This window comes from Enterococcus sp. DIV0421, from assembly GCF_051713745.1.
In the GTDB taxonomy this organism is placed as follows: domain Bacteria; phylum Bacillota; class Bacilli; order Lactobacillales; family Enterococcaceae; genus Enterococcus_D; species Enterococcus_D casseliflavus.
Genome location: NZ_JBIOQM010000002.1, coordinates 1,418,388 through 1,440,087 on the forward strand (window position 1 = coordinate 1,418,388; position 21,700 = coordinate 1,440,087).

Annotated in this window: 13 protein-coding genes and 6 pseudogenes; 6 read left to right on the plus strand and 13 right to left on the minus strand. The window is 34.0% G+C overall.

Translation table 11 applies throughout. The features are described from left to right. Positions 1 to 26: 26 nt before the first annotated feature. The 4 genes from IGI96_RS17895 to lepB form a co-directional block, all read right to left on the minus strand. Positions 27 to 857, minus strand: coding sequence for a class C sortase (locus tag IGI96_RS17895; RefSeq protein ID WP_438785438.1), 831 nt, complete (start codon positions 855 to 857; stop codon positions 27 to 29). A gap of 75 nt (positions 858 to 932) precedes the next feature. After that, complete coding sequence (locus tag IGI96_RS17900; RefSeq protein ID WP_438785439.1) at positions 933 to 2,639, minus strand: SpaH/EbpB family LPXTG-anchored major pilin; 1,707 nt, start codon at positions 2,637 to 2,639, stop codon at positions 933 to 935. Positions 2,640 to 2,711: 72 nt separating this feature from the next. Then, positions 2,712 to 6,194, minus strand: coding sequence for an MSCRAMM family protein (locus IGI96_RS17905; protein ID WP_438785440.1), 3,483 nt, complete (start codon positions 6,192 to 6,194; stop codon positions 2,712 to 2,714). A 22-nt stretch (positions 6,195 to 6,216) separates the two neighbouring features. Further along, positions 6,217 to 6,819: a signal peptidase I gene (gene lepB, locus IGI96_RS17910; protein ID WP_438785441.1), complete on the minus strand. Its 603-nt coding sequence runs from the start codon at positions 6,817 to 6,819 to the stop codon at positions 6,217 to 6,219. 617 nt (positions 6,820 to 7,436) lie between these two features. On the opposite strand from lepB, the pseudogene IGI96_RS17915 reads away from it, so the two are divergent. The 4 genes and pseudogenes from IGI96_RS17915 to IGI96_RS17930 form a co-directional block, all read left to right on the plus strand. After that, positions 7,437 to 8,300 (plus strand): annotated as a pseudogene (locus tag IGI96_RS17915) (YSIRK-targeted surface antigen transcriptional regulator); the annotation flags it as partial. Positions 8,301 to 8,317: 17 nt separating this feature from the next. Then, on the plus strand, positions 8,318 to 8,467 hold the full coding sequence (locus tag IGI96_RS17920) for an AraC family transcriptional regulator (RefSeq protein WP_438785472.1): 150 nt from the start codon (positions 8,318 to 8,320) through the stop codon (positions 8,465 to 8,467). Between the two features lie 622 nt (positions 8,468 to 9,089). Continuing rightward, positions 9,090 to 9,877, plus strand: a pseudogene (locus IGI96_RS17925) (transposase); the annotation flags it as partial. Between the two features lie 388 nt (positions 9,878 to 10,265). Then, positions 10,266 to 10,813, plus strand: a pseudogene (locus IGI96_RS17930) (IS110 family transposase); the annotation flags it as partial. A 538-nt stretch (positions 10,814 to 11,351) separates the two neighbouring features. Here IGI96_RS17930 and IGI96_RS17935 read toward each other — a convergent pair. The 5 genes from IGI96_RS17935 to IGI96_RS17955 form a co-directional block, all read right to left on the minus strand. Next, positions 11,352 to 12,686, minus strand: coding sequence for a GntP family permease (locus tag IGI96_RS17935; RefSeq protein ID WP_438785442.1), 1,335 nt, complete (start codon positions 12,684 to 12,686; stop codon positions 11,352 to 11,354). 67 nt (positions 12,687 to 12,753) lie between these two features. Continuing rightward, positions 12,754 to 13,527 (minus strand): 3-hydroxybutyrate dehydrogenase, encoded by a 774-nt coding sequence (locus tag IGI96_RS17940; RefSeq protein WP_438785443.1) that lies wholly within the window; start codon positions 13,525 to 13,527, stop codon positions 12,754 to 12,756. A gap of 21 nt (positions 13,528 to 13,548) precedes the next feature. Beyond that, the gene (locus tag IGI96_RS17945) at positions 13,549 to 14,187 is read right to left on the minus strand and encodes a 3-oxoacid CoA-transferase subunit B (protein ID WP_438785444.1); all 639 of its coding nucleotides are present in this window, start codon (positions 14,185 to 14,187) and stop codon (positions 13,549 to 13,551) included. 2 nt (positions 14,188 to 14,189) lie between these two features. Continuing rightward, a complete protein-coding gene (locus IGI96_RS17950; RefSeq protein WP_438785445.1) occupies positions 14,190 to 14,849 on the minus strand; it encodes a CoA transferase subunit A in 660 nt (219 codons plus the stop codon). Between the two features lie 22 nt (positions 14,850 to 14,871). Beyond that, positions 14,872 to 16,059: an acetyl-CoA C-acetyltransferase gene (locus tag IGI96_RS17955; RefSeq protein ID WP_438785446.1), complete on the minus strand. Its 1,188-nt coding sequence runs from the start codon at positions 16,057 to 16,059 to the stop codon at positions 14,872 to 14,874. 200 nt (positions 16,060 to 16,259) lie between these two features. Here IGI96_RS17955 and IGI96_RS17960 point away from each other — a divergent pair, with 200 nt between their 5' ends. Together IGI96_RS17960 and tnpA are read left to right on the plus strand one after the other, a co-directional pair. Further along, a complete protein-coding gene (locus IGI96_RS17960; RefSeq protein ID WP_438785447.1) occupies positions 16,260 to 17,168 on the plus strand; it encodes a LysR substrate-binding domain-containing protein in 909 nt (302 codons plus the stop codon). Between the two features lie 361 nt (positions 17,169 to 17,529). Further along, positions 17,530 to 17,970, plus strand: a pseudogene (gene tnpA, locus IGI96_RS17965) (IS200/IS605 family transposase); the annotation flags it as partial. A 268-nt stretch (positions 17,971 to 18,238) separates the two neighbouring features. Here the strand turns inward: tnpA and ahpF are convergent. From ahpF to IGI96_RS17985, 4 genes and pseudogenes are all read right to left on the minus strand, one after another. Next, positions 18,239 to 19,770: pseudogene (ahpF, locus tag IGI96_RS17970) on the minus strand (alkyl hydroperoxide reductase subunit F). A gap of 9 nt (positions 19,771 to 19,779) precedes the next feature. Further along, positions 19,780 to 20,343 (minus strand): alkyl hydroperoxide reductase subunit C, encoded by a 564-nt coding sequence (gene ahpC, locus IGI96_RS17975; protein ID WP_438785448.1) that lies wholly within the window; start codon positions 20,341 to 20,343, stop codon positions 19,780 to 19,782. Between the two features lie 377 nt (positions 20,344 to 20,720). Beyond that, positions 20,721 to 20,939 carry a hypothetical protein gene (locus tag IGI96_RS17980; RefSeq protein ID WP_438785449.1) on the minus strand — a complete coding sequence of 73 codons (219 nt, stop codon included), beginning with the start codon at positions 20,937 to 20,939 and terminating at the stop codon, positions 20,721 to 20,723. 426 nt (positions 20,940 to 21,365) lie between these two features. Further along, positions 21,366 to 21,515: pseudogene (locus IGI96_RS17985) on the minus strand (ArsR/SmtB family transcription factor); the annotation flags it as partial. Between the last annotated feature and the right edge of the window lie 185 nt (positions 21,516 to 21,700).

Genomic DNA, 21,700 nt, shown 5'->3' on the forward strand with positions numbered 1-21,700 from the left:
TATATCATAATTTTTCTCCGTTGTAATTAGTTCTTGTTTCTTTTTCTGCTAGGCTCCATAATAAAAACAAATACCAAAAGAATAAGTAACGGTGCTATTAAAATAGGTACCACAATCACTGGCTCTATTTCAATTCCTTCAGATGCTAATCGTGCATTTCTTTCAACACTATTGTTTTCAGTCCTATGCCCACGTACAAGAAGCCTATGAGTATTAACGCCATATGGTGTACAGGTTTGCAAGGTACAATAATCCTTTCCCTTTATAGCTACAAGATTTTCTACATCTCCCGGATCAACGATAAGAATCTGATCTACCTCATAAGTCAATATACGATCTAGAACAGTAATTGTAAAAATGTCTCCTCTAACCATCTTGTCTAAATCAGTAAAAAGCTGACTAGACGGAAGGCCACTGTGTCCGCAAAGAATACTATGTGTATTTTTTCCTCCAATAGGTAAATTGCTCCAATTAATATGACCTACTGAACGCTGCAAAACAGCATCAGAAGTACCGTGATAAACAGGAAGTAAAATACCTAAAGAGGGTATCTCTAAAATTGCCATAACATCAGTATTCGGTATTTTCAGCATATTAGTATACATTTTCTCAAGATCACTGGACAATTCATAAACATTTTCTCGTTCATTTAATCTTTTGTTGTACTTTTCTGCTGCCTCAAAATAAGCACTAAAATCTTCTCTTTTTAATTTTGAAACTCCTTCGATATAGTTACTAGAAACACTGGTCTGATGCATTTGGTTGATATAATTACTCAAAGTAGGATACAACAGCAAGGACAATCCTAGCCCTAGTATAAGAAGCAGCGATATTGCTGTGATTTTGTTACCTTTCATAGTAAAACTCTCCTTGCTGCTGTAAGAACGGGAAAATCTCTGTCTTCCCGTTCTTACAGATAATATCTAATTGTCTTATGCTTCTTTATTTATACGCTTTCGATAAATAATAATTAGAGTTGCTCCTAAAACAAGGATGCTTCCTAGAATATAAAAGATAGTTTCACCGATACCACCAGTACTTGGAAGAAGCGTTCCGGAGTTATTTTTAACATTGAATTTAATTACGCCATTATCTACACTTGCATTATCTCCATTGACAGTTGCAGTAAATTCTCCTTCCCCTTTAACTTCGTTAGTAACATTAAATGTCACAACAACTTCGATTGGAGAAGCCAACTTGTTATAACCCTCTGGCGAAACAAGCTCTGTAATGGTGTACTCTCCTTCTCCAAGTCCATTAAAGGTAATTTTCCCATCAGCGTCGACCCAACCTTCAGCTACAAAAGGTTCGTTTTTATTATTTGTTGTGATTTCTGATACTAATTCATATTTGACAGACGTGTTTTCGTACTTGTTTTCAGTATCAGAAACAGCTTCTGTTTGAGTATAAGTACCATCTTTTAAACGATACCATGTTCCGTTTAAAGATTCCTTGTAAATTTCTCTATTGACAATAATGGTTTTTCGTTTATTTCCTACAATACTAAACTTGGCACCTTGAAGAGTTTTACTAGGTTCTGCACCATCAACTTTAGTGAGTTCAAGCTTTGTAGAGTATACATAGGTAGTTTGTTCCGGCGTTTCCCCGTTAACATCACTATCTTCTGGAGGATTGTCCGGATTCTGAGGGAAATTCTTAGGATCATTGGAATAAATCAGCTTTGCCGTATTAGTATCAAAAATCACAGTATCAGCCTGCTCATTTAAAACTGCATCATAAGTAATTTCAATCTCTGCACCTTTTTGGTTTTGATAACTAATCATATCACTGATAACGAGCTGGAATTTAGTCCCATTAGAGATATCAGTTGTTGTAACTGTATAGTCTCCAGCATCAAGAATACTACCTCCGATAGTCACAGAAACGCTACTAGAATCAAAAGTAAGACCCTTACTCATTGTATCTTCAACGCAGTACTTATAGGTCTTAAAACCTGTCATATCAGGAACATTGCCATTGATTTCAAAAGAAACTGTATCACCAACGTTGGCATCAGTAATAGTTGTTCCTTCAGGAAGTGGATCACGATTTTCAACTTGAATCATTTCTTTAGTTATATCCGGATGAGTAGCCTTGACATCAACCGTTCCATCTGGAGTAGTAGAAGTCAAAGAACAGATAGATGCATTGCCTGAACCTACTTCCGTTGCTCCTTTTGGATAAACTAGATAATAACCAAGGTCAAGTCCACTAAAAGTAAAACTTGTAACGTCAGATTCATTTGCTACATGAGTGCTAACTGGTGTTTTATCTACAGCATAAATCAGTGCCTTTTGTGCAAAATCTGCAACGTTTTCTTCAGTGATATTAATATATTTGGTTTTACCATCTAACGTGATTGGGTTTAAATCACCTGAATTTGTTTCAACAATAAATTCAGCACCAGAACCATTTTCAGAAAAGAAATCGATCCAGTCAGAAGCGATAGTATATGACACTGCATTTCCAGACTGGGTAAGATCTAAAATCTTATATAGCTCGTACGTTTTACCTTCCTCAAGACCTCTTACTGTAACAGAACCCTTTCCAGCAGAAAATGCAGTTGTTGCCATTATCATTGTTAGGAAGACAGTCAAAAAAATAGAAAAAAAACTTTTAATGGTCTTCGCTTTCTTCATTTTAAACACCCTTTCTTTAATTTGCCCTTACATTAATTTTTAAGGCGCTCACTAAAAAACTTAAAAAGATATTTAATTGTCTATCCTCCTTTCACGTCTATATCTCCAATAAATACTATACATAAATCCACTCATTAGTATAAAAAAGCTGATCCATGTATAAGCACCAGTACCCATTCCCCCTGTTTCAGGGAGAGTTGTACCAGAATTATTGTAATAGGTGATTGATCTATTAGTATCTATAATAAGATTTTCAACCTTATCTGTATTACTCAGTTGATCAATTTCCTCCATTACCTTTGTAGTATAACCGTCATGATTCGTTTCTATTATAGTTACCTTAGAACCAACTGGTATTCCTTTTAAAACTGTACTTTCACCGTCACTCAAAGAAAAAGTAATCTCACCTGTTGTTTTGTTGACAATATAAGCTGCAGGATTTGCTGCATCATTAGAAATCACAACATTTTTATCATTACCATCCTTTATAATAACTTTAAATGGAAAGCTACCAGTACCGGTTCCAATTACTGTTTTTGAAATCTTAAGGTTCTTAAAAGCAGGGGAATCTTCAAATTCCAATTTAATATTTTCTCCGTTGACAGTGAATTCACTGCCTCTCACTGTTTGATCTGGTGCAGAGAGATAACCTTTAGGAGCTTGAGTTTCACTAATCTTATATATATCTGAATCTTTTCCATATGGCACATTTTTGATAGTATATGTACCGTCTTTGTTATCAATTGATTTTAATGTAAATAAGCCATGAATTGAGCTTCTGCCAGTCATTGTAAATTCAGCACCAGTTAGAAGAGCTCCTGTCTCTTTATCTTTTTTTGTAATAGTAACCTCACCTAAAATAGGAGAATAAAAAACATCTATTAGTCTAGGATTATCAATCGAGTTCTGAATGTTTTTCGCTGTATATTTTCCTTCTTTTGAATTAAACTCCTCTGAATCTTTCGCACTTTTACCATTATCTGTTAAATCATATAAAACAAATCCTTCTTTAGGATTATCAATTGAAACAGGTATATCTTTACCAAATCCCATATATCTTGTTAAATGATTTGATATCTTGGAATTAGATTCTTCAAAATTCCAAGTATATGCTACATTAGTAGCGTCGTCTGTCATTTCAATATTTCCAGCATATTCACCGATTATCCAATCTGACAACTTCCCATCACTATAGGTTCTGAAATTTGGTCGAATACCAGCACATGTACTAGGTTCAAATAATCTTCCACCGCAATTGGATCCACCATAATTAATTGTAGTTCCATTTGCACTTGTCACGTAGGCACCACCTGTATTATACGTACCTGAAGTATCAGCCCCTGAAACGGCTTGAACCATTAAACCATTGGCATCATTACTACTTACATTGCTTAAAATTTTAATTTTACACGTCTCAGGTACGTATAATTGAGATTTGGCTCCCGATATAATAGAAAAGTGCTCCACATATTCCCCCGTAAATACCGATCCGTTAATATCTGAACAGAAATTTGGTCCGTCTATATCCAAAAAAGCCATAATAAAACTATCTTCATCTTTAACAGTACTTCCGTCTGATTTGGTGATTGTTATATTTATGGTTTGTTGACAACCCACAACTCGAAGATTATCTCCACTATCATGTCCGATGCATGTCATTTGAGCATACCCACCATTTGCTATCCATCCGGTAAAGTTAACTTTCGTCACAGCTTTTGGCACAAATGAAGGAACCGTTACTTTTAGATTAGAATAATTAATTATTACAGTTCCTAAACTACCATCTGAAAACTTCGCTGCATTAGGAAAACTCATTGAAAACTGCCCTGGTACATCACGAGTTGTCCCGGGAGTTATAGGAGTTGACGGAGAAAACCAAACACTATTATTTTGAACGTTACCTCCCCCGTTATGTGAAAGAGCCAATGAATACCTTTTATCACCATAGTTATTAAAAACAAAATCTGAATTTTGATTGGGATCGCACATATTACGATCAATATAAACCGTCGTAAAGGGTAACTTTTGCATAAAATTATCTATATCTCCACTACAAATCAATCTGTCTCCCGAATAACTACCTATAATTGGTTCGTCTGTAGTGTCAATCCCTATGATTGTTCCATCCGATAACTCTATAGTGAGCACCTCATCCGTGGAAAACGCTCGCAAAGACGTTAGTTTCCAATCAGTTTCTACATGTTCTACTGATATCAATTCTGGACTGCTGAATGTTACATTTACAACATCGGTCACATCATATGATAGAGAGAGCTCTTCAAAGATCTCAGACAGCATCACAGAGCTATTCCCTGGAATAGTGTAAACATCAGCACCAAGATGAAAATCGACTGTGTAAGTATACAACAAAAATTTAGAAAAGCCTTCAGTCTCAAAGATAACACTATTCGCTTCCACTTCTACTTGTCTATCAGAAATCACTTCATCTATATTATCAATATGTGCAACATTAGGGATTTCCCCCTTTTCAATATCTAGTACATTTTCTTCTATTGAAACAGATACCATTTCATTCGGTTGCCACTCTTCATTACCTACCATAATTTTAATATCATAAGTGACAAATTCTTTTACGGCATCGGCCTTAGACTTGCCAAGATACGCTATAAGTTCATCATTTGTTATTTGTACTAAATCTACTTTAACTTTAGCATCAACGGGTAATATACCACTTACTGAGACCACTGTTTCATCAGAAGCACTTCCATAAATTTTTCTCTCACAACAAACAGATTCAGATGGAGGTAACAGGGGACAATATTCCGCATGTAATCCTTTTTCGTCCATACCACATAAACACTCAGTGTAACTATCAGATGGAACTACTTTTTTAGTTGGAGTTGGATTCTCCAATAACTCACCATAACCCATTATATTAGTATCATTCAGGTCATAAGTATGATAGCCAACTATTCCACCACTACCTTCAATGGTTTTTATCTTACTAACGTTGTTATCTTCATCTCTCATCAATTTATAAACAAACCCTACTTGGTCAGCCGTGTTATCAGCGTTATTATCAAAGAAAACCAGATCGCCACGTCTTGGATCGAAACTATCCGCATCATGATAAAGATTGCTACTCTTAAATTTTAAAATCCATTTCTGACATCCAGATTCTAAAGGTATTAAATTTGTATCCACACCTGCATAATTCAGGCAGAATGAGCAAAACATCGCACACCAATTACCATAAGGTATTCCATACCACTCCCCATAACGAGAATAACTTTTATCTGCATTACCAGATTCTTCAACCAAATCATTTTGAGGTCCTTCTTTATAACCAATCTGTGTTTCCGCAATTGCAAGTACATCCTCTGACCAAACACCAGTCAACTTTACATTTTCGAATGTTCTCCTCCAATCTTCAGAAGATTCCATATCAGCTATAGAAGTAGCAGGTTTTATAAGAAAATAAGATATACCAATAAGAAATAATGTACTGATAACTACTAAAATCCTATTCCATCTTTTGTTTTCTTTGCAATCCCTTTTAATTTTATTTGATTTTTCAAGTATTTTCTCTTTCATGAATACTAGTCCTTTCCATCACTTAATAGCGGTCCACAAATCCAAATTTTCTTAAAGGCCATACCTGAAAAAAAATCCGTCCTACAATCTGCTCATCTGAAACACAACCAACTATAGTATTTCGACTGTCAATAGAAAGCGTACGGTAATCGCCCATTACAAAATAATACCCATCTGGAACTTTAAATGGCATCTTAACGTTACAATTCCCCAAAGAACTATCCATTATATATGATTCGTTTTTTTTCTTACCATCAATAAACAATTCTCCGTCTTTATTTATTTCGACCCATTGACCAGAATCAGCTATAATTCGCTTAACTAAGAGTTTATTACCAATATAAAACCCAACAACATCACCAATGTCATAGTGATTGTCATCGGTTGATAGCACAATATCTCCCTGATTCAATGTCGGCATCATTGAATTACCAAAAGTTATAAAGACCGGAAAAACTGATATAGCAATAATTATCATAAGTATAGTTCCTGTAATTAAAATATAAATTATGCTTCGAAAGAGTGACTTATTAAACTTCTTGTTTCTCATTTCTACAAGTTTTCCTTGTCGTTCTTCTTTAAAATTAAGATTAATCCTTGTTCTTATCTTCATTATCTTATTCATAGTATCTTATCCCCTATTCTCACTTAATAGGACATTGGTTTTATCACATATAGCCTTCCAAATAAATATTATATATAGAATCTAAAATTCACTATTTTTATGTAATGAATACAACGGATTATTTTTTTAGCGCTAATCTTTCATTTTTCCTTTTGTCAATAATGTTTATATAAGTACCATCCAAACTTAAAATTTATATTTTAGATAGAATTAAACTAAAAAATTTTACAAGACAGGTCCTCCTTTATTATGAAAACTGAACAAATAATTTAACATTATAATACTATCGATATACTTAAATGCCTAGATATTGTTAAATATAAAACAAACAAAAGCCTTATAAAACCGCGATTAATCAAAATTTACATAAAAGCTTTGTGTTTTTTTCACATGATCCATGTTTTAATTATAATAGTTGACATTTCATAAAAAATCTTTATATTATCATATTTAGTCTGATCTATACTTTTACTTATAATTAACTGAAAGGAAGATAATTTGATGGAACTATCTTTTGAATACATAAATAAAATCTTAAAGTTTGATAGCATTATTAAGTTAGATATTACGATTTATAATAAATCTCATGAAAAAGTACCACTAAAAAATTTAAAAAACAGACACCTATTCCTTACTCACCTACACTAAATTTTGACAAAGAGAAAAGACTCGATATTCAATATGGAAATTATAATGAAATTTGGTTAGTTTTCCCACTAAAAAACTATTTTATAGCTGTTGGACCTGCACTCTATTCACAAGAAACTCAAAAATATCATAAACTATATGAAAAACAATATCTTAAACAAATTCCCACATTTTCATCAGATGATTTTAGGAATCTATTGATTACTATTGACAGCTATTTCTTTTTAAATCTAGAAAAATATTATGTAAGTTTGTTACAACAAATAATCATAAATCAAAAAAAGCAAATACAAAATTTGAGTAAAAACGAATTTGATTCTTATTTAACTTCTTTTTATTCAGAGCATCGTTTGCTCAATTTTATAGCCACAGGCGATTCATCAGCCTTACACAAGCTTGAGCATGAGACTCCTTTGGGAATTTTACCTATTCCTGAAACACATTCTATACGAGACGAAAAGAATGAATGTATCTTACTGATGGAAAAAATATCATGGTTTACTATCCAAATAGGACTAGACATAAAAAAAAGTTTATCTCTACGAAATTTTTATACAAAAGAAATTGAGAAACAAGAACGGCTAGTAGATGTTCTAATTATAAGAGATTCCGCTATTATGCAATTTAAGGAGTCTATACATAAAATGAATGAAAAATCGTATTCTTCATTTATTAATCAGATTATTCAATATATAGGACTCCATATTTATGATACGAATATTGTTTCAAATATTGAAAAATACTTTTATATTTCTAATTCTCACTTACGTCATCTGTTCAAAAAGGAAGTAGGAATTAGTATTGGTAATTATATTCAGAAACAAAAATCATAGTTGCTAAATATTTGTTATTGAGTCAAATACCACCTCACGAAGTTGCAAACAAATTAAACTATCATGACTCATCCCATTTTTCAAAAGTATTTAAAAAACATACCGGTCAAACACCACTTCAATTTCAAAAATTTGAATCACATCGAATTATTGACCCAGAAAAATAATTATAACTCGAATTGATATTTTTTGATATAAACAGCAAAAAAACATATGCAATCAATAAAGCATTTGATATTTTTTACAGTTTTTATTAGGTTCATAGACATTTTTGCGCACTGTAAAATGACAAATAAAAAAACATTAACTACGGATTGAACAAACAAGTACACAGTCTGATTTTTCGTATCATTGATTTTTTCCTTATATAAACATACTATAGACACATTCTTAATCATTGCTCATAACTCCCAACATTTTTTGATTATATATTATATTAATCGGTTAAGCTTGAAAGCTTGTTATGCTTAAATATTATTAATTCCTTTACATATTTTAAAAGTTTAAATCATGCATAATGAATTTTTAGATTTACCAAATGTAAAGATAATAAAACTTAATTAGTACTAGGGAGAATAATATGAAAAAATACTATTTTTATCATCTATTCTTCCAAGTATTTGTTATTCACTTCCATCCTGTATAGACGTATCTTCGATTTTGTAAAGTCTTTTAACATCGAAAAATAATGTCTAATATAATTTGTCGGTAATGGCATAGATAAAATAAACTATTATTTTATAGCACTACTTTCAGATTTTCTTCAATATAATGATCTTTTTCACCCGTGCCAAACTTAGCTATATACCAAGCCATTACCGTAAATGTGGCATCAAAAATGAATTCCAAATCATTAAGAATGGCTCACACAAAACAAAAGTCCAACTTTTGCCTTATCGAGCAACAAAAACAGAATTACGCTTGGTACGTACACACTTTTACTGTAAAGAATGTCAGTCGACATTCAATGCTCAGACAAACTTGGTGGATGAAAACTGCTATCTTTCAAAAGAATTAAAGGTTCAAATCGCCTTGGAGCTGGCCAAGAATACAACAAGAAAAGAAATTGCCGATTGCTATTTTGTCTCTGACGTAACCGTCCTGCGTGTCCTGCACACCTGTTTAAAACTTATCATCCTCGTTTTGATACGTTCCCTTCGGTCCTTTGTTTTGATGCGTTCAAATCAATGAAACCCTGCAGTGGAAAAATGAGTTTTGCTTTTATGAAGGAGCAGCCCCAGCAATTACTCGGTGTATTGGAGAATCGTCGCATCGCTTTCTTAAAACCATAGTTTCTTAAATTCACACGAAAAGCACGAGCGAACGTGAAATACATCGTAATGGATATGAATGCCCCTTATTTTCAACTTGTAAAGGCGGTCTTCCCAAACGTAAAAATCGTGACCGATTGCTTTCACATTGTCCAATAAATCACTCGTGCGTTAAATCCGTTGCGAATGAAAACAATGAACAGCTTTCAAAAAACGGAACCGACAAAGTATAGACGATTGAAGCGATTCTGGAAATTACTCCTGAAGAATGCCTATGATCTGAATAGTTCCAATCATCAAAATGATTGATCCTCGTAATATATATTTTGAAGAAACTTTCATTCCTTCAATTCCCCTTATAGACTATTCCTAAATTTTTTTATAAAATAACGATTATTACTTGGATACTGAGGGATATTCCTGAATAATAAGCCTTGGAAAGGACTTACGAGAAGACGCTATCGATCCTTTCAGCTAGACTGCGACGAAAGACTGTGACCCGAACCGTTGGTATAACCTCCAACACACTAGCTAAGTCCATTAACTTCTACCAATCTTAGTAGAGATTGGGTAGCTTAGAAGTTTAATGAATTAAAACTCTACTATGCGAGGCTGTCGTTAGACAACGTGATTTTGGGATATCCCACAGTACCCCAGCAATTTCCGAATAAATAATGAAAGGAGGTCCTTCCACATGAAACTAGTTGTCGGTTTAGACGCTAGTTCCGAAAAATTAGATGCCTGCTTTATGGCAGACGACTCAAAGTTGCTTGTCCTAAAAGAAGCGACCTTTGAAAACAGTCAGGTTGACGCAAGTCAAATCAAAGCATTGATTCTAGAATTTTCTCGAGATTTTGAAATAGAAAAATTAGTGATTAGTATGGAAGCCACATCTTTATACAGCTTTCATCTATCGATGTTCTTCAAAGAAGATTTTGAGTTAAACCAGTTAAACCAGCTAAACCTTACGGTTTCAGTCGAACAACCAACTAAGCTTCAAAAATATTGTAATATTTTTGAAGGACACAAAAACGATCGAATTGATGCTTTTTATAATGGGAACTATTTTCGTATACAAAGACAAGTGAATCCTATCGTTAAAGAAGAAAAATATCTTGCACTCCAACATTTAGCCCGCACTCTCGTTACCAGCTAATCAAACAGTTGGTTCGGGCGAAACAACACTTTGTCGAGAACACTTACTATAAATGCAACACACTTTCAAAAGCGTTAAATGCCGAATTTATCTCATTCAAAGCTTGATCTTCCAAGTAAAACAAAAACCAGTTAAGCAATCTGCCTAACTGGTTATGACTAAATTTTCAGTTGTATCTTTCTCTACCAACACTAAATGTTGCAAAACCATAATAAATCCGTCTTCTATTTAACTGTTTGGCAGACAAATTCACATTGTCTCAAACTTATTTTTTAGGCAAACTTCGAGTTCGTGAAAAAAACACAAAAAAGATACACCAATTAATTAAACAATTAGTTATCGTCATTTCAAACTATCAATACAAACAGCTTCTCGACTCAATCACACAAAATATACGACTAATTAATACACTATTCTATAACTACTAATTCTAAATACTACCGAGAATCTCAATCAAACAAACTATATGTTGCAGATGATAAATCTTAAAAATGATAAAAAGATTGATTTAGAAAAATTTCGTAAAATACAATTCAAAATATATTACTCAATAAAATAGTCTCTACTTACTTCCCTTCTTATTATAAATTACACCCCAACTTATAAAAAACAAATCCTTTCTTACTAATAGATAAATGCCCCGACTATAATTATAATTATTTCAGCAATGAATGAACCTCCAAATACTGTAATAAAAGTATGCTTAAATCCATTCTTATGGTTCAATCCTGTTAAACTCAAAAATGTCAAAAGAACACCACTTTGTGGTACAATTGTTAATATATTTGAAGCAACTGCAGCTACACGATGTATCATTTCTGGATGTATGCCTGCATCCAGATAGTATTGTGCAAAATTAGGCATAACAATTCCTAATGCTCCTGAGGAAGAGCCTGTAATTGCTGACATCAATGATGTTAATAAAGTCAAGCTAATTAACGGAGTTCCTGGAATATTTTGAATTAAATCTGAAAAAACATCAAATCCAGGAGCCACCATTACCACAGCTCCGAAAGCAACTGCAGATGCAGTTGCGAAAATTGGCCCTACCGAACCACTAGCGCCAATACTCACTGTTGCAATCTTATCAGAAACATAATTCCAAAACAAAATTAAAGCAGAAATAATCCCTATTAATAATGCAACATATATAATGTTCTTCTTAATAAACTCATTTCCAAAAAAACTTCCTATTAATGCCACTAATATCAATGATACTAATGGAAAAATACTCGCTAAAAACTTTGGATATTTATCAAATACTGTTTTATCATTATCTTCTTTTACATAAGTTGAGAAATTTTCTCCAGCAATTAAACTTTTCTTTAAACAAATCTTCATATAGATTAAACCAAAAACAATACAACCAACTGTTCCTAAAATACTTGGCAATGAGGCTGCTGTTAAGGAGGTATTTAAATATTGAATTGGTATGACATTTTGGATTGCTGGTGTTCCTGGAAGAATTGTCATTGTAAATGTAGCAATTCCTAACCATAAAGGCACTTGAACTAAGTTCCATGATAAATCCATTTTTTTAAATAGTGAGCGGGCAAGCGGCAAAACGGCAAACATAACAACAAATAGGCTTATACCACCATATGTCAATATAGAACTTATAATAAAAATCGCTACTAACACCCGATATGGATTGCCATATCCTGCTCTATCTAATATAAACTCAGCAATTGAAACCGTCGCCCCACTAACTTCCATTAATTTTGCTAAAATTGAACCTAATAAAAATATCGCAAAATAGCTCGCAATATAATTAGCTAAAGCTCCCATATAATTATTAGATTCTGTACCCAAAAGTGAATCAACGATTGACATATTATTTAAAACTACTACTAAAAATGCTGCCATTGGAGCGGCAATAATAATATTTATTCCCTTTATTGAAAAATAAATTATTGAAGCAATACCTATAATAACACCTAATGAAGCTAACATTTCCATAAAAGTATTTCCTTTCATAATATATAAAGGGAATGTAATAATTAGCATTCCCTTTATATACAATTTATTATTGTGCTGTGTATCCACCATCTAAAACAACAGCTTGACCAGTAACACCTTTTGCTTTTTCACTTGCTAAAAATGATACATAATCAGCAATCTCTTGTACATCAATCAAACGCTTTTGTGGAACCAATGGATATAAAACATCTTCTAAAACTCTTTCTAAAGGTATATTGCGTGTTTTAGATAAGTCTTCAAATTGCCCACGCACCAATGGTGTATCTACATAACCAGGACAAATTGCATTTACAGTTACCCCAGAGTCGGCTGCTTCTAAAGCAGCGACCTTTGTTAAACCAATAACACCATGTTTTGCTGAATTATATGCTGATTTCCCAGCAAAACCAATCACTCCGTTAATCGATGCCATGTTAATAATTCGACCAAATCCTTGTTTTTTCATAATAGGAAATGCACGCTTTGTAGCAATAAATGGTGCAACTAGCATTACACCTAGCATAAATTGATATTTATCTGTAGGAAAATCTTCAATCATAGATACATGCTGAAGTCCAGCATTATTAACTAAAATATCTAGACGATTGTATCTTTCAACAACAGTATCAATCGCCGAATTAATTGCTTTTTCACTTGTCACATCACAAACAATACCATCAGCTTCAAAGCCTTGAGATTTATATTCTTCAACTACTTCAGATAATTTCTCTTGATTAATATCAGAAAAGACAACAATTTTTCCTTCTTTTAAGAATGTCTCTCCAATCTTTTTACCTATCCCACTGGCAGCTCCTGTTACAAATACAACTTGTGTTATCATTCTTAATTCCTCTTTTCTAGTTTATTTTTTTAATAATTTAGCTTCAGTAACAGATTGTACTTCATCAAATGTATAATCGGAAAAAATCTCTTCAACCAAAATTCCTTCACTGGTCAAATTAAATACTCCCATTTCTGTTATTATTTTATCAACTACTTTAGCGGCTGTTAGTGGAAGAGTACATTCCTTTAAAATTTTCCATTTACCTTTATTAGTATGTTCCATTGCTACGATAACTTTTTTAGCACCAACTAATAAATCCATAGCTCCCCCCATACCGGGAACCATCTTTCCGGGAATCAAGTAATTTGCGATATTTCCTTTTTCATCAACTTGTAAAGCCCCAAGTACAGTAACATCTATATGTCCACCTCGAACAATTCCAAACGAAGTAGCACTATCAAAGAAAGCCCCATTTGGAGTAATTCCAGCTTGTTGCCCTCCTGCATTAACAATTGATGGGTCAGAAATAGTCGGAGCCTTATCTAAACCTACAAAACCATTTTCCGAGTGTAACATAATAGTTATATCCTTTGGCAAAAAATTAGCTACCTTTGTAGGAAGGCCAATACCTAAATTTACTAAGGAATTGTTCGGCAATTCAAGAGCAACTCTACGAGCGATTCTCTCTTGAGCTTCCTCTTTACTTAAAACTTTCATTATTACTCATCAGCCTTTCCGTCAATAAGATAATTTACAAATATGCCCGGAGTTTGAACATGGATTGGATCAATGCTACCTACTGGTACAATTTCCCTTGCTTCAACGATTGTTATTTTGGCATTTGCAGCCATCAGTTGATTAAAATTATTTTCTGATCCTTTGTAACATAAATTTCCTGACTCATCAGCAATATCAGCAAGAACTAAAGCTACGTCAGCTTTCAAAGCTGTTTCAACTAAATAAGTTTTCCCCTTAACAGTAATCTTTTCTTTTCCTTGTTCTACCAATGTTCCAATACCAGTTGGAGTTAGAACACCTCCTAATCCAAAAGCTCCTGAACGAATTTGTTCCGCTAGTGTTCCTTGGGGAACTAAATCAATTCTAGTTTCTCCTTCAGTCATTTGACGACCTGCTTCCTTATTCAATCCTATATGTGAAGCAATAATCTTAGAAAACTGATGATTCGCAACCATTTTTCCTACACCTTTGTTTGGAAAACCGGCATCATTACAAATCAACGTCAAATCTTTTACACCTTTTTCTACCAATGCATCAATTAGCTTTTCTGGAGTTCCATTTGTCATGAATCCTCCAATCATCACTGTGTCTCCATCGCTTATAAAGTCAACAGCTTCATTAATAGTAATTTTCTTACACATTTTTCCACACCTCAAAAAGAAATTATCTTTCCACTAACAACGCCATACCTTGCCCCCCACCAATACATAAAGTTGCCAATCCTTTATGTACTGATCTTCTTTTCATTTCATGTAACAGGGTAACTAAGATACGTGCACCACTTGCTCCAATTGGATGTCCTAGAGCAATAGCCCCTCCATTAACATTCACAATATTTGAATCAAATCCTAATTCTCGGCAAACACTTATCGCTTGTGCAGCAAATGCCTCATTAGATTCTATCAACTCTAAATCTTTAACCTCCCATCCTGCTTTAGCTAATGCTTTTTTAGTAGCTGGAATCGGTCCAGTCCCCATCAAATCAGGTGACACTCCTGCACTTGCGTAACTTTTTATTGTTGCTAAAATGGGAAGACTCAATTCTAAAGCTTTTTCTTTTGACATTACTATCACTGCAGCAGCCCCATCGTTTATCCCAGATGAGTTCCCTGCTGTAACAGTTCCACTGCCATCAGCAAGAAAAGCAGGTTTTAAAGATTGAAGCTTATCAAATGTTGTCGTTTCTTTAATATATTCATCTTCTTCTACTAAAATGGAGTCTCCCTTTCTTTGTGGAATTAAAATCGGTACAATTTCTTCTTTAAAAAGACCTTTTTGTTTCGCTTCAGTAGCTTTTTGTTGACTATTTAAAGCAAAATAATCTTGTTCTTCTCTAGAAATCCCATATTTAGAAGCTATATTTTCAGCTGTAATTCCCATATGGTATTTATGAAAAGCATCTGTCAGTCCGTCATTGACTAAAGTATCAACAACGTTTGTATTTCCCAATCGAGCTCCCCATCTACCATTACGTAAAACATATGCTGCTTGACTCATATTTTCTGTACCGCCAGCGACAACTATCTCTGCTTCTCCAGAATTGATACTCTGCGCTGCTAATTCAATAGCTTTTAACCCTGATCCACAGACCATATCAACAGTAAAAGACGGCTTACTATCTGGAATCCCTGCATTTATAGATACTTGTCTAGCTATGTTTTGCCCTAATCCTGCATGCAATACATTCCCAAAAATCACCTCATCAATTTGTTCGGGATTTAGCCTATTTTCTTTTAACAATGCTTCGACTACTACTTTTCCTAAATGAACTGCGGAAACTGTTTTAAAAGCACCACCAAAAGCCCCCACTGGAGTTCTCAAAGCAGCAGTAATTACAATTTCTTTGCACATAATTAATAATGCCTCCTCATCTTAAAGCGCTTTCTTTTTGTTGTACTTTATTCTATCAATAAAAAAAAAAGAAGAAAAATACTTATTATTTATCTTTATATAAATATTTTTTATTTACCGCCAAGTTTTACTCTGATAAAATTTAAATCAAAAAGAAATAAATAATGGACTTTACATAAGTTTTTCATAAGGAGATTTTGATGGAAAATATAAAACATTTAAGATATTTTATTAGTATAGTAGAAAATGATTTTAATTTGAAAAAAACTGCGGAAAAATTATACTTGTCTCAACCTGCATTGAGTATTATGATTACTGAATACGAAAAAAAGCAGGGAATAAAATTATTTAATAGAAAATCCAATAAATTAACAAGTCTTACCTTAACAGGAAAAATATTTTATCAAAATGCTATTGAAGTATTAAGATCTTTTGATAAGCTAAATGAAAATCTCCATACATGTAAAAAGGATATCCAAGGAAAAATCACCATAGGTATTCCCCCGCTTGTATTATCTATTGTTTTTTCCACAATTATGCCTAACCTGATTCTAAATAACCCCAATATTCAGTTTTATATAAAAGAACTAGGGGCTTATCAGCTTAAAAGTGAGCTACTATTAAATAATATTGATATAGCAATACTACTTGATCCTGAAGGAATTAAAAAAAATATAATAGACTCATATCTGATTCAAGAATCTGAATTAGCTATATTTATGTCTTCACAACACAAGCTTAGTTCGAGAAAAAAATTATATTGGGAAGATTTACATAATGAAAAAATGGCAATTTTTGATGAAACTTTTATGATACATCATTTGATAAAAGAAAAATTTAAAAAACACAATATTTACCAAAACATAGTTTTGACATCTAAATCATGGGATTTTCTATTAAATTCTACTAAAATCAATGATGAATTTATTACAATTGTTCCTTACCCACTTATTGAACAATACCCATTAAAAAATATGATTGCTTTACCTATACATCAACCAATACCCTGGCGAGTTATGTTGACTCGTATAAAAAAAAGTAATTACACTACTATTGAAGAATTCATATTTGACCAATTACTTAATGAGTTCGGTGCAGAATCTAAATAGCTTTTTTACATATTCATTTATTTTGACTCTTTTGTTACTAGATACCGTCATCTGATATCATTGCTAAATTGCGCTTATTAATAATCTACAAACACTAAAAAGATTCTTATGATGAAACAAATTATTTACGAAAAATTATCTTACCAACATTCAATCAGAAGCGAATATGAATTTTTCTGAAGCTAAAAATTTTGTAACAGTATGGCAGATAAATTAAGGTTCTACAATATTTAGTGTTGGTAGAAAATCTGTAGATTTTCCACCAACACTTTTTTTATTATTGACTTTAGTCAGTTTCGTTCGCGTAGCGTACGAAACAAAAAAACCTCACGTTTCTACGCGTGGACGAAATAGCTTTAGCGATAAAAATTTAGCACATACAAGATGAAATTGTAAGGTTCACATAGTCTTCACCCCGAAGTATCGGCGAAAAGTGATTTATGGAAAGTTAAGAGTAAGTATTGGTCAAATATTAAGGAAATTATGTGAGATGAAAGATGTTGAAATCATTGAAGCTTATGCAATGCCTGACCATATTCAACTGTTAGTAAGAATACCACCAAAGATTCGTATTTCAAGTTTTATGGGCTACTTAAAAGGACGAAGTGCAACTTTAATCCATGAAAAACATGCGAATTTGAAATATAAGTATGGGAATATAAGCTTTGGGTCTAAAGGATACTACGTGAGTACGGTTGGGTTAAATCAAAAAACAATTGAAAAATATATTCGAGAACAAAAAGCAGATGATCGAATAAGAGATAGTATAAGTAAACAAGAGTATGTAGATCCATTTAAATAGTTAAAGAGAGATAGGGCTGTGAGCGGTTGGTGGTCATTTAAAAAGCCCCTTTTAAGGGGCTAGCGAGTGGTGAGCCCTTCTAGGGCTGTTAAATATCCACCCGTGAAACGGGTGGATATTTACTGACTTTAGTCCTTATTAACAAAGAGCTACAAAAACCAGTTAAGCACTCTGCCTAACTGGTTATGACTAAATTTTCAGTTGTATCTTTCCCTACCAACACTAAATATTGGCAAGCCTAAACTATATAGAATTAAATACTAACTCCTTATGAGCGAATCAGGTGATCAAAGGCACCTAATGCCGCAGTCGCACCTGAACCCATTGAAGTGATGATCTGTTTGTATACACTATCGGTACAATCCCCTGCTGCAAAGACCCCTTCAATATTGGTTGCGCCGTGTTTGTCTACGACGATCTCATTGCGTTCGTTTAAAACGATGCGATCTTTTAACCATTCGGTATTCGGCATCAAGCCAATCAAGATGAAGACACCCTCAACAGCTAATGTGAATTCACCATTCGTTTCACGATCAACGTAGGTCAATTGTTCGACATGATCGGATCCAGCAATTTCCTTCGTTGCCGCATTCGTAATAACAGTCACATTTTCTAACGTGTTCAAGCGGTTTTGTAGCACAAGGTCCGCTTTTAGTTCCGGTAAAAATTCAAGAACATAGACGTGTTTTGCCATGCCAGCTAAATCGATCGCTGCTTCGATCCCAGAGTTTCCGCCGCCAATGACAGCAACCTCTTTCCCAGCAAATAACGGGCCGTCACAATGTGGACAATAGGCAACACCTTTATTTTTGAATTCTTTTTCTCCCGGAACATTGATGTTGCGCCAGCGAGCACCGGTTGCTAAAATAGCCGTTTTGGTTTTTAATACTGCGCCATTTTCTAATTCAACTTCGATGACATCATTGCGACGAATATCCTTGGCACGCTGCCCTTTCATGACATCGACTTTGTATTCGTTGATGTGCTCTTCTACCTGACGCATTAATTTTGGTCCTTCGGTATAAGGAGTACCGATCATGTTTTCGATACCAAGGGTTTCCATCACTTGGCCACCCATCGTTTCTACGACCATCCCGGTATTGATACCTTTACGCGCCGCATAAATCGCTGCACTTCCACCTGCAGGTCCGCCACCGACGACCAAAACATCGAAAAGCTCTTTTTCAGCAAAGTCATCTTTACTCGTTGGACCAGCTGCTTTTTCCAATAATTGTTCGATCGTTTGACGGCCGCTTGCAAATTCTTCGCCATCTAGAAAGACTGTTGGCACAGCCATAATTTTTTTCTTGTCAATTTCTTCTTTGAACATCCCACCTTCGATCATGGTGTGACTGATGGAAGGATTTAGCACTGCCATAATGTTTAACGCTTGAACAACATCCGGACAGTTATGGCAGGTCAAACTGACATAGGTTTCAAAATGTAATGGCTTATCGATCGCTTTGATGCGCTTTTGTAGTGCTTCATCAATTTTCGGCGGACGACCGCTTACTTGAAGCAACGCTAAAATAAATGAAGTGAACTCATGTCCTAACGGTAAACCAGCAAAAGCAATGCCGCTTTCTTCACCGGGACGATTGATCGAAAAGCTTGGTGTCCGTTCACTTGCTACAGCTTGGATAGTGATTTTTGGCGACATTTCTGCGATTTCTTCTAAGAATTCACGTACTTTCGTGGAAGAATCATCCTCACCTAAAGTTGCCGCAAAAACAACCTCTGATTCTAGCATCGCGAGATACTGCGTCAGTTGGTCTTTTTGATTGCCTTATCTAATGCCATGAGAGCCTCCTAAATCTTGCCTACAAGGTCTAAGCTTGGCGTTAAAGTTTCTTCGCCTTCTTTCCATTTTGCAGGACATACTTCACCTGGATGAGTACGGACATATTGTGCTGCACGGATTTTATCAATCAAACCACTAGCATCACGACCGATACCGTCCGCATTGATCTCAACTGTTTGGACTACGCCATCTGGATCGATGATGAATGTTCCACGTTGAGACAACCCAGAAGCTTCATCTAGTACATCAAAGATCTCTGAGATCACATGAGAAGGATCTGCAATCATGATATATTCGATTTTATTGATGGCATCAGAATGATCATGCCACGCTTTATGGGTGTAGTGGGTATCCGTTGATACAGAATAAACTTCTGCGCCTAATTCTTTTAATGATGCATATTGGTCTTGCAAATCTTCAAGTTCTGTCGGACAAACAAATGAGAAATCTGCAGGATAAAAACAAACAACGTTCCATTTTCCTTTAAAATCTTCTGATGAAACATCGATAAATTTTCCATTGTGATAAGCTTTCGCTTCGAATAAACCAATCTCTTTTCCAATTAATGACATATCATTTCCTCCAATTAGAATAATTATTTGAGAATAATCTCTATTAATTATTTAGTATATTTAACTATGAAATGCAATAATTTATTCTGAAATAGTCAAAAAATGCAATCATCCTCAAAACTAAGCATATTTAACATAATTAGGCATTCATCACCCATCTATAGAGGATGTGCGACTTCTGCCTAGTTATGTGAAAAATCTCTTCTCTGATTCCCTACAGAGTTCCTATAAGAAAGCCTTTTTTCAGCCAATTGACATACCCTTTAGCTCCCCTACACTCTGTTTGAAAGCGTACTTCTCCCTGGCTTCCCCTTCCTCCGCTATTCTCCTTATATTAATTGGGTATTGCTGGAAACAATGCCCAATTAATATATTTATCAAATAATCCTTCCATCTCTTAATGTACCTTTTCGATGCGGTTTCTCCCATGTCCATCCTTGTTTTTTTAATTCTTTTTCAGATACAACCACACGTGCGAAAGAAGAAGCATTGCTTAAAATCACCGTATGCTCATTCAATCGTTCTACCTTTCCAGTAAATCGTTCTCCATGAACTGTTATAGCAGTAATTACTTGTCCAATACACAATGACTTCATATCATGTCCTCACTTTCTCATAAAATAATTTTTATCAAATACTTTTTTGTCTCTAGCATAAAAGAAGACTATAGTCATTTTCAATCATTTTTCCTGTCCATTCTTCCACCTCCCCTAATTCTTGAATAATCGCACTTAGAAAAGCAATGGCTTTTCCTCCCCCATATTGTTTTTTTATCCTGCCTGTAAAGCAAACTCACTCAATAACTTACGTTCTCCTGAAATAGAGAGAAACTAAATAATCTTATTTCTTCTCCTTCTTTTTTAGTTTTTCTAAAGGAACCGATAAACTTCCCATACGTGGATTATAAACGCTCTATGCGGCTGGTTCATTTTATCCCTCCTTATAGTTCTAAAAATTTGTAGTCTTTTTTCACTGCTATTCCTCATGTTTATTTAACTTTCCTGTATATGTTCTAAAATTTGTTAACATATAGAACTGACGTGTCTATCACATAGAGGATGAACCATTTCTTTGCCTTCACGTGTGGATTTGACTAAATAATATTCTTTTAAAATCCTTAGTTGATGCGAAACACCTGATTGTGAAATACTTACATGAGAAACAATTTTAGAGACATTCGCTTGTTCTTGTTAAAATAAAAAAAGTCACTCGTGTTGGTCTACTCAAAACAGAAAAAATATCGCCTATTTTTTCTGTTATTCCTCTGAAATCATCATTCTCCTCCTCACATATTCACATATGTTCATTTATTTGATAAACTAATCGTATAAAAATCAATCTCAAAGAAAAAGGGAAC

Bases quoted from the DNA above. Each gene is read 5' to 3' on its own strand.
- IGI96_RS17895 (WP_438785438.1), bottom strand. From the start codon at position 857: ATGAAAGGTAACAAAATCACAGCAATATCGCTGCTTCTTATACTAGGG.
- IGI96_RS17950 (WP_438785445.1), bottom strand. From the start codon at position 14,849: ATGTGTAAGAAAATTACTATTAATGAAGCTGTTGACTTTATAAGCGAT.
- IGI96_RS17940 (WP_438785443.1), bottom strand. From the start codon at position 13,527: ATGATAACACAAGTTGTATTTGTAACAGGAGCTGCCAGTGGGATAGGT.
- lepB (WP_438785441.1), bottom strand. From the start codon at position 6,819: ATGAATAAGATAATGAAGATAAGAACAAGGATTAATCTTAATTTTAAA.
- IGI96_RS17945 (WP_438785444.1), bottom strand. From the start codon at position 14,187: ATGAAAGTTTTAAGTAAAGAGGAAGCTCAAGAGAGAATCGCTCGTAGA.
- IGI96_RS17935 (WP_438785442.1), bottom strand. From the start codon at position 12,686: ATGGAAATGTTAGCTTCATTAGGTGTTATTATAGGTATTGCTTCAATA.
- ahpC (WP_438785448.1), bottom strand. From the start codon at position 20,343: ATGTCATTAATTGGAAAAGAGATTGGTTTATTCGAAGCGAAAGCTTAT.
- IGI96_RS17900 (WP_438785439.1), bottom strand. From the start codon at position 2,639: ATGAAGAAAGCGAAGACCATTAAAAGTTTTTTTTCTATTTTTTTGACT.
- IGI96_RS17960 (WP_438785447.1), top strand. From the start codon at position 16,260: ATGGAAAATATAAAACATTTAAGATATTTTATTAGTATAGTAGAAAAT.
- IGI96_RS17905 (WP_438785440.1), bottom strand. From the start codon at position 6,194: ATGAAAGAGAAAATACTTGAAAAATCAAATAAAATTAAAAGGGATTGC.
- IGI96_RS17955 (WP_438785446.1), bottom strand. From the start codon at position 16,059: ATGTGCAAAGAAATTGTAATTACTGCTGCTTTGAGAACTCCAGTGGGG.
- IGI96_RS17980 (WP_438785449.1), bottom strand. From the start codon at position 20,939: ATGAAGTCATTGTGTATTGGACAAGTAATTACTGCTATAACAGTTCAT.